At 68.1% G+C, this 12,509-nt stretch carries 10 protein-coding genes; 7 read left to right on the plus strand and 3 right to left on the minus strand.

The genetic code is table 11. The features are described from left to right. Positions 1 to 31 precede the first annotated feature (31 nt). Positions 32 to 1,072 carry an AraC family transcriptional regulator gene (locus PHLH3_RS14065; RefSeq protein ID WP_213629993.1) on the plus strand — a complete coding sequence of 347 codons (1,041 nt, stop codon included), beginning with the start codon at positions 32 to 34 and terminating at the stop codon, positions 1,070 to 1,072. 554 nt (positions 1,073 to 1,626) lie between these two features. Next, entirely contained in the window at positions 1,627 to 2,949 is a 1,323-nt protein-coding gene (locus tag PHLH3_RS14070; RefSeq protein WP_213629995.1) for a glutamine synthetase family protein, read from the plus strand. Positions 2,950 to 2,984: 35 nt separating this feature from the next. On the opposite strand, the gene PHLH3_RS14075 is transcribed toward PHLH3_RS14070, so the two are convergent. The 3 genes from PHLH3_RS14075 to PHLH3_RS14085 all read right to left on the minus strand — a co-directional run bounded on the left by PHLH3_RS14075 (position 2,985) and on the right by PHLH3_RS14085 (position 5,823). After that, positions 2,985 to 4,175: a GGDEF domain-containing protein gene (locus PHLH3_RS14075; protein WP_244863037.1), complete on the minus strand. Its 1,191-nt coding sequence runs from the start codon at positions 4,173 to 4,175 to the stop codon at positions 2,985 to 2,987. A 336-nt stretch (positions 4,176 to 4,511) separates the two neighbouring features. Further along, entirely contained in the window at positions 4,512 to 5,048 is a 537-nt protein-coding gene (locus PHLH3_RS14080; RefSeq protein WP_213629997.1) for a hypothetical protein, read from the minus strand. A 157-nt stretch (positions 5,049 to 5,205) separates the two neighbouring features. Then, complete coding sequence (locus tag PHLH3_RS14085) at positions 5,206 to 5,823, minus strand: TetR/AcrR family transcriptional regulator (RefSeq protein ID WP_213629999.1); 618 nt, start codon at positions 5,821 to 5,823, stop codon at positions 5,206 to 5,208. Positions 5,824 to 5,943: 120 nt separating this feature from the next. On the opposite strand from PHLH3_RS14085, the gene PHLH3_RS14090 reads away from it, so the two are divergent. The 5 genes from PHLH3_RS14090 to PHLH3_RS14110 all read left to right on the plus strand — a co-directional run bounded on the left by PHLH3_RS14090 (position 5,944) and on the right by PHLH3_RS14110 (position 12,408). Beyond that, on the plus strand, positions 5,944 to 6,780 hold the full coding sequence (locus PHLH3_RS14090) for an enoyl-CoA hydratase-related protein (protein ID WP_213630001.1): 837 nt from the start codon (positions 5,944 to 5,946) through the stop codon (positions 6,778 to 6,780). A gap of 48 nt (positions 6,781 to 6,828) precedes the next feature. Further along, positions 6,829 to 8,352: an NAD(P)/FAD-dependent oxidoreductase gene (locus PHLH3_RS14095; protein WP_213630003.1), complete on the plus strand. Its 1,524-nt coding sequence runs from the start codon at positions 6,829 to 6,831 to the stop codon at positions 8,350 to 8,352. Then, positions 8,345 to 9,508, plus strand: a complete 1,164-nt coding sequence (locus PHLH3_RS14100) for an FAD-binding oxidoreductase (RefSeq protein WP_213630005.1) — start codon at positions 8,345 to 8,347, stop codon at positions 9,506 to 9,508. The genes PHLH3_RS14095 and PHLH3_RS14100 overlap by 8 nt, the downstream gene beginning before the upstream one ends. 77 nt (positions 9,509 to 9,585) lie before the next feature. Beyond that, complete coding sequence (locus PHLH3_RS14105; protein WP_244863038.1) at positions 9,586 to 11,250, plus strand: AMP-binding protein; 1,665 nt, start codon at positions 9,586 to 9,588, stop codon at positions 11,248 to 11,250. 51 nt (positions 11,251 to 11,301) lie between these two features. After that, a complete protein-coding gene (locus tag PHLH3_RS14110; protein WP_213630009.1) occupies positions 11,302 to 12,408 on the plus strand; it encodes an alpha/beta fold hydrolase in 1,107 nt (368 codons plus the stop codon). The last annotated feature ends 101 nt before the right edge of the window (positions 12,409 to 12,509 follow it).

Here is a 12,509-nt window from a genome sequence, read left to right on the forward strand (position 1 = left end):
CCCTGCCCACCCCCGCGAAATACAGACGCCGATGCCTGACTTCCTGCTTCCCGTGCAGTACCTGCGACAGATCGCCGAGCAACTGCGGGTGATGGGCGTGGCGCCCGCCGAGTGGCTCGGCCATTGCGGCGTTGGGCTCGAACAGCTGGATGACCCGCACTACCAGCCCCGGGTCGAGCTGTTCGGCGAACTCATCCAGCAGGCGTTGCGCTTGAGCGAGCAGCCGGCGCTGGGGCTGCTGATCGGCGAGCGGCTGGGTGTCGGCACCCATGGCGCACTCGGTTTCGCCGCGCTCCAGGGCGGCTCGTTGCGCCAGGTCGTCGAGCTGCTGGAGCGCTACCTCGCCGTGCGCATCACCCTGGTGCGGGTGCAGCTCGAACAGGATGAAGCGGCGCAGCAGGAGCACTTGCGGTTCGTGCCCACCCATCCGCTCGGGGCGATCGAGCAAACCGTGATCGAGGCGGTGATGCTGGCGGTGAAGAACATCTTCGACGCCATCACCCCGGGCGGCGGGGCGATCAGCCGGATCAGCCTCCCGTTTCCCGAGCCGGCCTACGCCGAGCTGGCCAGCCAGATTTACGGCTGCACCGTGTGCTACGCGCAACCCCGGGCCGCCTTCACCCTCACCACGGCGCTGCTCGATACCCCGCTGCGCATGGCCGACCCGGCCGCCTTCCGGGAGGCGGAGCTGATCTGCCAGCGCGAGCTGAGGAAACTGGGGGAAACGAGCTCCCTGGGGGGCCGGGTCCGTCGGCTCATCCTGGAGCGGCAGAACGCCTTCCCGAGCCTGGTCGTCACTGCGCGACTTCTGTGCATGACACCGCGCACGCTGCACCGCCGCCTGCTGGCCGAGGGCACCAGCTACAAGCAGGTACTCAAGGAAGTCCGCCATGCGCTTGCCCTGGAGCACATCAGGGCCGGGCGGCTCTCGGTGGAGGAGATCGCCCAGGTGCTCGGCTATAGCGACGTGGCCAACTTCCGGCGGGCGTTCAGGCAATGGGAAGGCGTGGCGCCCTCGGAGTACCTGCGTGCCCAGGGCGAGCTGCCCGGAGCCGCTTCCCGAGCAACTTGATGTATGGGCTCGGGGGCTGGCTGGTCGTTCCCGCGCGGCTGTTTCTACGGATTCTTTATGACCCGCCGCCTTGGCCATCTAGCTTCGTAACGCAGTAGCAGCGGATTCTCGATGCGACCCAGCGGGCCAGCCTCGCACCTTGCGCAAGCCTGCCCGGCCACCTAGAGAAGATGTGATCCCATGTTGAACACCATGCCTCGAAGCCTGCTCACGGGCCTCGCTTTCGCCCTGGCGGCGGCGGTGACTACGCCCGTCGACGCCTACCCACACCCGCGCAGCGCTGGGCAGGGTCCGTCCGGCCCTGACATCCAGAACCCCTGGTACGAACCGCGTGGCAAGGCAGCGGCCCCTGGTGAGCCGATGAACCTTGCTGTGGTCCAGGTCGTCAGTCCGTGCCCTGTGATGGGGGCTGGACTGGCGCCCGTCGCGCCATTCGCCCTGTCTGTCCCGAGGGCGGGCGACGCACCGTCATACTGAACACCGCAGCGCGCAATGGACCCGGTGACCCAGGGCCCTGTCCGGTCACCCTGATGCGGATCGTAGGAGAAGCAAACGTGGATTCCCTCTGCTCCGACCTGCTGGCCGAGGTGCGCGCCTTCCGTGCGCAGCACCCGCAGGTGCGCCATGTCGACCTGATCTCCCTGGACATCCCGGGGCATTTCTACGGCAAGCGCTATCCCGTTGAGCTGCTCGAGAAGGTGGCGGCGGGAAGTACCTTCAGGCTGCCACAGAACTGCGTGTTACTGGGGGCGCAGGGTGGGATGTTCGAGATCGGCCGGTACTGCTTCAACGATGGCGACCCGGATGCCCGGCGTCGCCTGGTCCCTGGCACCTTGAAGCCGGTCGGCTGGGAGGCGCAGCCGCTGGGGCAGATGCTGATCACCTCGGAGGGCACCGAGGCACCCATCGTCTTCGAGCCTCGTGAGGTCCTGGCGCGGGTGCTGGCGCGCCTGCGGGGCAAGGGCATCCATCCGGTGGTGGCTTTCGAACTGGAGTTCTATCTGTTCGCCGCTCAATTGAGCGAAGGCCTGCCGCAGTTTCCTCGCGATCCGCTGACGGGCGATGCGGACGACCAGCCGAACATGCACATTGAGCGCGTGTCGCGTTTTTCCGTGGTGCTCGATGAGATGGTCGAAACGGCTCGCGCGCAGGGTATCGACGCCACGACCATCACCGCCGAACGTGGACCCGGCCAGTTCGAGATCAATTTCGGCCACCTCGCCAACGCCCTGCGGGCAGCCGACTGGGCGGCCCTGTTCTGTCGCAGCACCAGAGGCGTGGCGCTCAAGCATGGCTACCGCGCCAGTTTCATGGCCAAGCCCTACCTGCAGCACGCGGGCAGCGGCATGCACGTACATGTCAGCCTCTACGACGAAGCGGGTGACAACCTGCTGGCGGTCGGACGGCAGCTGGCATTGCGGCATGCGGTAGCCGGTTGCCTGGAGCTGCTGCCGCATTGCATGCCCGTCTTCGCGCCGAACCACAACGCGCTGCGCCGTTACCGCGGTGCTGTGTGGGCTGGCTGGGGCTTCGAGGACCGCAACGCCTGCCTGCGAATTCCCGAATCGGACCGGCACAACCTGCGCATCGAGCACCGACTGGCCGGTGCCGATGCCAATCCCTATCTGGTGCTGGCGACCATCCTCTGCGGAATGGAGGCCGGGTTGGAGCGCCAGTGCGAGCCGGAGGAAAACCCGGTCGGCGGCCTCGTGTTCCCCCAGGAAATGATCGAGGCGGTTCACGCCATGCAGCACCGTCCGGAACTGCGCGAAGGGCTGGGGGCGGAGTTCGTCGATGTCTACTGCGAGAACAAGCGCCAGGACCACCTGGCCTTCATGCAGGACATCGGAGCGAACGAATACCGTTGGTACCTGTAGAGCAGGGCGCCGCCCAGGCGATGGTGGCGGCTGGCCTAGGTGGCAGGCTGTTGTGCCAGGGCCGGCTCGACGCGATTGCGCCCCGACTCCTTGCCCCGGTAGAGCGCGGCATCCGCCTGCTGCAGGGAGTCATCGAGCGCCTGGGGGTGGGTGAAGTCATCCGAGACGCCGATGGTGGCCGTGCAGCGGATCGGCTGTCCCTGCTCGATGCCGGGCACCTCGCTGCGTTCGATCGCCGCCCGCGTGCGTTCGGCCAACTGGAGGGCGCCGGCCCTGTCGGTACCGAGGCTGATGAGCACGAACTCCTCGCCACCCAGCCGGCAGACCAGATCGTCCTGGCGAGCGGTGGCCTTGAGGACCTCGGCGACGCGGCAGAGGACGAGGTCCCCCACCTTGTGGCCATGGGTGTCGTTGATGCGCTTGAAGTGGTCGATATCCACGATCAGCAGGTGCGCCGGCCCGGCGCCGCGTATGCGGAAGTGCGCCTCCAGCCCATCCATCAGGCCTCGCCGGTTCAGCAGCCGGGTGAGCGGGTCGTGGGCGGCCATGGTGCGCAGCTCGTCGGTGAGGCGGCGCAGCACCAGCCAGACCGCGCAGGGCGGCAGCACGGTGCCGAGGAACGACATGTAGAGGTAGAAGGTCTTCTGGAAGCCGGTGTTCAGGTCCAGCGTCGCCATGCCGCCGGAGAGGATCATCACCAGCTTCGCGGCATTGAGGGCGCAGATGCCGCCGATCAGCACGGCGAACACCACCATTTCCACGCGCAGGTCCCTGGCGACGGTCCACCCGGCACGGAGCACGGCCACCATCATGGCCAGGAACAGCGCGGTACAGGAACCCGCCAGCAGGGCGTGACGCGCTTCGTCGCCGAGCGTCGCCTGTACCACCGCCTGAGCCGCCGTGTAGCCGGCCGCCAGCGCCAGCAGCGGACGCAACACGGGAGTCGGGCGATCGAAGAAGCGCAGCGCGCCCAGGACATAGGCGACGGGGGCGCACAGGGTCAGCGTGTGGTTGACGACACTCATTAATCCCCAGCCTGCGGGCCCACCCAGCAACTGCAGGATGTAGGCGAGCCCGAGCAGCAGGTTGCCCAGCGCGAAGACCTCCATGCCCATCTTCTTGCCGTTCAGCCGGGCGCTGATCAGCAGGAACATGACGCAGAAGCAGAGCAGGTGCACGCAGAGCATGCCGAGGATGACGGTGGTGACCATGGAGTTCGCGTACATGGGAGGAGAGCGGCAGGAGCCTGGCACCGTGAAACGACGGAAGCGCTCATGCTGGCGTGCACGAGCGCTTTCACGCCGTTAGTCGTGGCGATTTGATATTGCGAATCGTAGTCACATGTATGCCGGGAAGGCAATTTCCTGAACGGTTCCAGGGCCTGCATCGAGGCCTGCAGGGGTCACCGCAGGGCGAGGGGCGCCGAGGGACTGGGGTAGGGACGTCCGGAACAAAGGGGCACCGACTCCGCCGGTGCCCCTGGCGATGACTGCATCTGCCCACGCCGATCTGCGGGTTGTCGCGTCGGAGTCCAGGCCGCGAGTCGCAGGGCCGGTACGGGCTTACTGGGTGCTGTAGTTCCGCCCCCACAGGCGCACCGACTTCGGCCCTTCCACCGGGCCCTGGAACAGGAACTTCTGGCGTACGCCGGTCTTCGGCGGCACGGTGACTTCATCGACGTTTTCCATCGGCACCAGGTTGGTGGAGTAGTCGTCCTGGTCGATGGCCAGCAGGGCGCCGTTGTGGGTGAGGTTGATCAGGCGCAAGGGCTTGTCGGTGAGGTTCTTGAAACCGAGTACGGCGCTGAGATTGTCGTCGACGGCCTCGACCTTCAGCAGCTTGACCTCGACCTTGCCTTCCAACTGGTCGAGTTGGGAAATGGACGTGGCGCCGTCCGCGCCCTGGGCGGATTCGCGGCCCTGGGTGACGCCTTCCGTCGCGCCGCCGATCAGGTTCTTGCCGGCGGAGATGGCCGAGGAAACCGCGGCCTTGGCTGATTCCTTGAGGGCGCTGGTGCTCTGCGCCGGCTCTTCGGCGAGCGCGGTGCCCGCAGCCAGCAGCAGCGCCAACGCGATTCCGCTCCGTGAGTAGTTGCCCATGCTTGTCGCTCCTTTGTCAGCGCTGATCGGCCAGATGGTCCGGGCGGCTTTTTTAGCACAGGCACGGCCGGAAAACAGCCGAGCGCATCCAACTCGGCGGCTTTGTTTTCGTGCAGTGGTGTTCCGTTCGTTGCGTGCCGCTCGACTCCGCAGCGACCTATCCCCCGACCTGGAACAGGTGCTCGAAGCCCTTGAGGGTGCTGTCGACGAAGCGGGCGTCGCTGGTGGAGTCGGGCAGTTGCAGCACGCCGTGGATGACCAGGGAGGCCAGGCCGTGGGTGTAGGACCAGCCCGCCAGGGCGGCGCGGCGGACTTCGGCGCTGTCCAGTCCTTGTCCGAGTATCTCGGCGATGATGCGCTTGAGCTCGCCGAAGGCCTCGTCGCGGGCTTCGCGGTAGTCCACGGACAGGTCATCACCACCCAGCTCCGGGCCGAACATCAGCTGGTACAGCGCGGGGTTGGCGCGGGCGAAGCTGAAGTAGGCCAGGCTGGCGTCGCGCAGCTTCTGCAGGCCGGCATTGCCCTTGTCTTCCCGGCGCAGCGCGATGCCCAGTTCACGAAAGCCCTGGGCGGCCAGTTGGCCCACCAGTTCGGCGCGGTTGGCGTAGTGGTGGTAGGCGGCCGTGGAGCTGACGCCGACCCGCTCCGAGACCGCGCGCAGCGACAGCTTGGTCGGCCCCACTTCCTCGAGCATCTCCCGCGCGGCCTGCAGCAGCTGCGGGGCGAGGTTGCCGACGTGGTAGGTATCGCGGGCACGCTGGGGTGTCTTGCTCATGCGGGGCGGGGCCTTTGTTCCGGGGGGTCGGGGCGGGGCGATCTTAGCATCGGGAAATATCTTGACGGTGCTAAGATTTAAATCTTAGCATCGCTAACATTCATCCCAGAGGTGCATCCCATGGATTCAACCTACGCGTGTTTCGCGCTCAGCGTCGACAGCGGCGTCGCCCACCTGCAACTCAACCGCCCCGACAAGGCCAACAGCCTGACGCGGGCCTTCTGGAGCGAGCTGCCGGAAGCGGTAGGGCGCCTGAGCCGTTCCGGCCAGGTGCGGGCGCTGGTCATTTCGGCGCAGGGCAAGACGTTCTGTGGCGGCCTGGACATGCAGATGTTCTCCACGGCCAAGGAATTCCATGCCAGCAGCCCGCAGGAGCGGGAGCTGCTGCAGGTCAACCTGGAGCGCATGCAGGGGGCGCTGAATGCCCTGGAGCAGGCGCGCTTCCCGGTGATCGCGGCGGTGCAGGGCGCCTGCATCGGCGGCGGCTTCGACCTGATCGCCGCCTGCGACCTGTGCTTCGCCAGCGAGGCGGCCACCTTCCGCATCGAAGAAACCAACGTCGGCATGATGGCCGACCTGGGCGTGCTGCAGCGCCTGCCACGGCTGATCCCGGCCGGCGTGGCGCGCTACCTGGCGTTGACCGGGGACACCCTGGGCGCCGCCGAAGCCTACCGCCTGGGTCTGCTGGCCAAGCTCTTCGCCACGCCCGAGGCGCTGCTGGAGGGGGCCTTCGCCGCCGCCCGCAGGATCGCCGAGCGCCCGCCGGTGGCGATCAACGGGATCAAGCGCGCGATGCTCTACAGCCGTGACCACGGCGTCTACGAATCCCTGCAGCACACCGTTCTGCTGCAGAGCGCCATCCTCAGCGGCCAGGACATTCTGCGTTCGGTGGGCGCGCGGGCGACGGGGACGCCGGCGCAGTTCCCCGACCTTCTCGAACTGCAGGAAACCTTCTGAGGCCTTTTTTCCAACCAAATCTTATCGTTGATAAGTTCGAGGTGATCGATGACGCATTACGACGCCGTGGTGATCGGCGCCGGCAACGCCGGGCTGACCGCCGCCACTGCGCTGCAGCGGGGCGGCAGCCGCACCCTGCTGGTGGAGCGCCACAACATTCCCGGGGGCTGCGCGACCTCCTTCGTGCGCGGCAACTTCGAGTTCGAGGTGGCGCTGCACCAGCTCAGCGGCCTGGGCACCGAGGACAAGCCGTTCGTGATGCGGAAATTCTTCGACAAGCTCGGGGTGCTGGACAAGGTCGAGTTCATCCAGGAGCACGCCCTGTACCGCCTGGCGGTGCCCGGTGAGCTGGACGTCACCCTGCCGGCCAGCTGGTCGGGCATCCGCCGCCTGCTGCAGGGCATGTACCCCGCCGAAAGCGAGGCCATCGAGCGCTTCATGCTGGTGTGCGAGAAGGTCACCCTGGAAAGCTTCATGACCCTGCCGCAGGCCAGCCGCGGCGACAGCGAGGCGATGCTCAGGTCGCTGTGCCCGTACTACGTGCAGTACGGCTTCCGCCCGGCGCGGGAGGTGCTGGACGAGTTCTTCGCAGACGCCAAGCTGAAGAACATCCTCGCCACCTACTGGCTCTACCTCGGCGTGCCGCCGAGCATGCTGCCCTTCGCCGATCTCGCGACCATGCTCTACGCCTATGCGGTGTTCAAACCCTGGCACATCAAGGGCGGCTCCCAGGCCATGTCCAACGCGCTGGTGGGGTCCTTCCTCGAAGCGGGTGGCGAGGTGCGCTTCAACTGCGCCGTGGAGCGGATCCACACCGAGGATGGGCGCATCTGCGGTGTCACCCTGGAAGACGGCGAGCGGGTCGGTTGCGACGCGGTGGTGTCCAACGCCAGCCCGCTGATCACCTTCAACGAGCTGCTCGACCTGCCGCACCCGCCGTCGAAGGTGCGGCAGGACTTCAAGTCGCGGCGCATGGGCACCTCGGCCTTCGTGATCTACCTCGGCCTGGACTGCACGCCGCAGGAGCTGGGGGTGACCACCGCTTCCAGCTTCATCTACGAGACCCTCGACGAGGAGCAGATCCACGCGCGCATGGGCAGCCTGGAGCCGCCGCTGGGCGGCATGCTCACCTGCTACAACCTGGAGGACCCGAGCGCCGCCCCCGAGGGCAAGAGCCAGGTGGTGCTGGTCTGCCTGCAATACGGCGATGTGTGGAAGTCGGTGAAGCCGCAAGACTACGCGCAGACCAAGTACGCCTTCGCCGAGAAGCTCATCGCGGTGATCGAGAAGGTCTATCCGAAGGTGCGCCAGTACATCGAAGAGGTCGAGGTGGCCACGCCGCTGACCATGATGCGCTACCTCAACACGCCCGGCGGCGCCATCTACGGCTTCCAGCAGAGCGCGCAGGACTCGGCGCTGCTGCGCGAGCGCCTGGATGCGGTACCGGGCCTGTACATGGCCGGCGCCTGGACCTCCATGGGCGGTTTCCAGCCCACCTACATGGCCGGCGAATCCACCGCCCGCGCCGTACTCAAGCACCTGAAGGCGAAGAAAGAGGTGGCCCATGCCTGAGCACAACCCGTTGAATGCGATCGCCGGCTACGCCGAGGCCTTCGCCGCCAAGCTGGTGCTGGAGGAGGGTGGCAGCGACTTCCAGGAAGTGCGCGGCGAGGTGGGCAGCACCGTGGTGCAGCTGCACCCCAAGCGCCTGGCGCTGGAGGTGGCCGAGATCATCGACGAGACCCCGAGCACCCGCACCCTGCGCCTGGTGGCGGCCGACGGCCAGCCGCTGCCGCCGTTCCAGGCGGGCCAGTACGTCAACCTGTTCGTCGAGATCGACGGAGTGCACACGGCCCGGCCCTACGCCATGTCCTCCTCGCCGCTGCAGCGCATGCACTACGACCTGACGGTGAAGCGGGCCCAGGGCGGCTTCGTCTCCCACTACCTGCTCGATGGCGTGAGCGTGGGGCAGCGCCTGACCAGCTCCGGGCCGATGGGCACCTTCCACCACAACCCGCTGTTCCATGGCGACGACCTGGTGTTCCTCGCCGGTGGCTCGGGCGCGGCGCCGGCCCGCAGCATCCTGCTGAACATCCTCGACCGCCAGCTGCCGCAGCGCTTGCACATGGTCTACGTGAACAGCCATGTGGACGACGTGATCTTCGCCGAGGAGCTGCGCGAACTGGCCGTGCGCCACGCCAACTTCACCCTCAGCGAAGTGATCTCGCGCCCGCCGGCAGGCTATGCCGGGCACAGCGGTCGCCTGACCCTGGAAATGCTCCGGGCGCTGTTGGGCGAGGTCGGCGAGCGGATGTTCTACATCTGCGGGCCGACGCCGTTCAACGACAGCTGCGTGGCACTGCTCGGCGAGCTGGGCGTGGCCCGGCGGCGCATCCGGGTCGAGGCCAACGGTGCGCCCAAGGCCCCGGACCAGCAGGCCGGCTGGCCGGCGGGCGTGGCGCTGGAGGATGAAGTGCAGGTCACCGTGCGCGGCCGTGGCAGCTTCCGCAGCCAGGTCGGCGAGCCCCTGCTCAATGCCCTGGAGCGCAACGGCTACTTCGTGGAGAACGCCTGCCGCTCGGGCGAGTGCAGCCTGTGCCGGGTCAAGCTGCTGGCAGGCTCCGTGTTCAACCCGCAGGAGGCGCACCTGCGCCAGTCCGACCGCGACTTCGGCTGGATCTACGCCTGCGTGGCGTTCCCCACCGGGGACATCGAAATCCTGCTGTAACGCGGCGCGGGCGGCTCGTCATCGCGGGCCGCTCGCCGGCAACCCACCCCGACAAGAACAACAAAAGGAGCATGAGGATGACCACCCGCCGTTGGGAAAAACACTATCCACCGCACCTGCAGGGCTACCGCCTCGACCCCGGGGCGCTCGCGGGCAACCTCGCGGCGTTCGCCCGGGACGCGGCGCAGCGCTTCGCCGAGGCTCCGGCGTTCACCCTGGTGCTGCCCAATGGCCTGCACGCCGATCTCTCCTTCAGCGAGACCGAGCGCCTGTCCAGCGCCTTCGCCGCCTACCTGGTGCGCGAGCAGGGCCTGCAGGTTGGCGATGTGGTGGCGCTGCAACTGCCCAACAGCCTGCACTATCCCATCGCGGTGCTGGGCGCCTGGAAGGCCGGGCTGATCGTCACCAACGTCAACCCGCTGTACACCGAGCGCGAGCTGGACGCGCAACTGGCCGACAGCGGCGCCAAGCTGCTCGTGGCCTGCGACCTGTTCGCCCAGCGCGCGCAGCCGGTGGTCGAGCAACGCGGCATCGCCCTGGTGCTGACCCGCCTCAGCGACTTCTTCCCCGAGCCCCAGGCCCGCGCCATCCAGCACGTGCTCGAAGCGCAGGCCGGCGGCGACCTGACGCCACAGGTGGCGTTCCAGCATTTCAGCCAGGCGCTGGAGCTCGGGCAATCGGCGGACGTGGCGCTGCGGCAGCACCCCGTCGCCCTGTACCAGTACACCGGCGGCACTACGGGCAGGAGCAAGGGCGCGGTGCTGACCCACGCCAACCTGCAGGCGGTACTGCGCATGGCCGAGGACTACCTCGCCGGCTTCGGCGCGCGGGTCGAGCCGGGCGAGGCCATCGTCACCCTGCCGCCGCTCTACCACATCTTCGCCTTCAACTTTAATTTCCTGCTGTTCTTCCGCCGTGGCGCGCGCAACCTGCTGGTGCCCAACCCGCGCCCGCTGGCCAATGCGCAGCCGGCCTTCGAACGCTTCCCGGTGCTCTGGATGACCGGGGTGGACACCCTCTACGCCGGGTTGCTGGCCGAGCCCTGGTTCCAGGCCAACCCGCCGGATCTGAAGCTCGCGGTCTCCGGCGGCACCTCGCTGCGGCCGGTCACCGGCGAGCGCTGGCGGGCGACGGTGGGGCAGATCCTCGAAGGCTACGGCCTGACCGAGAGCTGTTGCTTCGTCGCCTTCAACCCGCCGGGGCCCAAGGAGCGCCCGGGCACCGTCGGCCTGCCGCTGCCCGGCTGCGATGTGCGCATCGCCGATGCCGAAGGGGGCGAACTGGCGCCCGGCACGCCCGGCGAGCTGCTGGTGCGCGGCCCGCACATCATCGAGCGCTACCTCGACCGCCCGGAGGAAACCCGCGAGGCCTTCGTCGAGGGCTGGTTCCGCACCGGCGACATCGCGGTGATGGACGAGGACGGCTACATCCGCATCGTCGACCGCAAGAAGGACATGGTCCTGGTCTCCGGCTTCAACGTGTACCCCAACGAGGTGGAGGCGGTGATCGCCGAGCACCCGGACGTCAGCGAAGTGGCGGTGATCGGCGTGCCGGACGAGGCCACGGGGGAGGCGCTCTGTGCCTTCGTCGCGCTGCACCGGCCGGGGCTCGACGCAGGCGCTGTGATCAACCATTGCCGCGAGCGGCTGACCGCGTACAAGGTGCCCAAGCGCATCGAGTTCCGCGCGCAATTGCCCAAGTCGCCCATCGGCAAGATACTCCGGGCCCAGCTGCGCACCTGAGCGGGCATGGGCCCCTGCCGGGGCAGGTTTCTGCCTGATTGAGGAGTTCCGATGTCGATCTGGATCACCGCCTTGCCCGTGCTGGCGGTCGGGCTCGGCGCCCACTACCTGCGCACGGCGGCGCGCAAGCCGGAGCTGGTCTACCAGGCCAACCCGGAGAACCAGGCGCTGATCGCCCAGGTGCCGCGCCTCACCCGGCGCTTCTGGGCGACGCCCTGGCTGTTCAACGGCCACCTGCAACTGCTCGGCCTGGGCCTGAAGAAGGCCTTCGCCCCGCGCCTGGCCTACGACCGGGTCGACACCCTGCGCATGGCCGATGGCGGCACCACGGCGCTGCACTGGCTCGGCGCCGAGCTGCCGGCGGAGGTGCCGACCCTGGTGGTGCTGCACACCATCACCGGCTCGCCCCACAGCATGCGCGGCTTCGTGCGGGACCTGCAGCGGCTCACCGGCTGGCGCGTGGTGTTCTGCGAGCGCCGTGGCCACGGCCGGCTGCCGCTGACCAGCCCGCGCTTCAACACCATGGGCGACACGGCGGACCTGCGCGAGCAGCTGCGCCTGATCGGCGAGCGCTACCCCCGCTCGCCGCTCTACGCCGCGGGCATTTCCGCCGGCACGGGACTGCTGATCCGCTACCTGGGCGAGGAGGGCGAGGCGACGCCGTTGCGTGGCGCCTTCGCCTACTGCCCGGGCTACGACATCCGCGTGGCCTTCGCCCGTTCGCGCGCGCCCTACACCCGACTGATGGCGCGCAAGCTGGTTCGCCAGTTCGTCGCCCCCAACCGCGAAGCGCTGGCGCACCTGCCCAGCCTCGCCGCCCTGGAGGGCGCGCAGAGCCTGGATGAATTCCACCGGCACCTGTACGAGTGCGCGGGCTACCCCAGCCAGCAGGCCTACCTGGAGAGCTGCAACCCGATCACCGTGATGGAGACGGTGAGCATCCCGCTGCTGGTGCTCAACGCCGAGGATGATCCGGTGTGCGTGGTGGGCAACGTGCGCGACCACCAGCACGCCATGGCACGCATGCCCAGGACCGTGCTGGCGGTCACCCGGCGGGGCAGTCACTGCGCCTACCTCGCCGGGTTCACCGCGCGCTCGTGGGCGCATCACCTGGCGGCCGAGTTTCTCCGGGCGGTGGACAGGCAGGCCCGGCGCTAGTCGCCACGCGGACGCCCGAAGGCATGTTCAGACGGCCATCGGTTACGTAATCTCGGCGCTGGCTCAGGGCGATATCCAAGGACATGAGCCGCATCTGGCCG

Source organism: Pseudomonas sp. Pc102 (genome assembly GCF_018408275.1).
In the GTDB taxonomy this organism is placed as follows: domain Bacteria; phylum Pseudomonadota; class Gammaproteobacteria; order Pseudomonadales; family Pseudomonadaceae; genus Metapseudomonas; species Metapseudomonas tohonis.

What these genes read in the sequence shown, in the direction of transcription:
- PHLH3_RS14110 (WP_213630009.1), top strand. Translation starts at nt 11,302, where the DNA reads ATGTCGATCTGGATCACCGCCTTGCCCGTGCTGGCGGTCGGGCTCGGC.
- PHLH3_RS14100 (WP_213630005.1), top strand. Translation starts at nt 8,345, where the DNA reads ATGCCTGAGCACAACCCGTTGAATGCGATCGCCGGCTACGCCGAGGCC.
- PHLH3_RS14095 (WP_213630003.1), top strand. Translation starts at nt 6,829, where the DNA reads ATGACGCATTACGACGCCGTGGTGATCGGCGCCGGCAACGCCGGGCTG.
- PHLH3_RS14080 (WP_213629997.1), bottom strand. Translation starts at nt 5,048, where the DNA reads ATGGGCAACTACTCACGGAGCGGAATCGCGTTGGCGCTGCTGCTGGCT.
- PHLH3_RS14105 (WP_244863038.1), top strand. Translation starts at nt 9,586, where the DNA reads ATGACCACCCGCCGTTGGGAAAAACACTATCCACCGCACCTGCAGGGC.
- PHLH3_RS14090 (WP_213630001.1), top strand. Translation starts at nt 5,944, where the DNA reads ATGGATTCAACCTACGCGTGTTTCGCGCTCAGCGTCGACAGCGGCGTC.
- PHLH3_RS14085 (WP_213629999.1), bottom strand. Translation starts at nt 5,823, where the DNA reads ATGAGCAAGACACCCCAGCGTGCCCGCGATACCTACCACGTCGGCAAC.
- PHLH3_RS14075 (WP_244863037.1), bottom strand. Translation starts at nt 4,175, where the DNA reads ATGTACGCGAACTCCATGGTCACCACCGTCATCCTCGGCATGCTCTGC.
- PHLH3_RS14065 (WP_213629993.1), top strand. Translation starts at nt 32, where the DNA reads ATGCCTGACTTCCTGCTTCCCGTGCAGTACCTGCGACAGATCGCCGAG.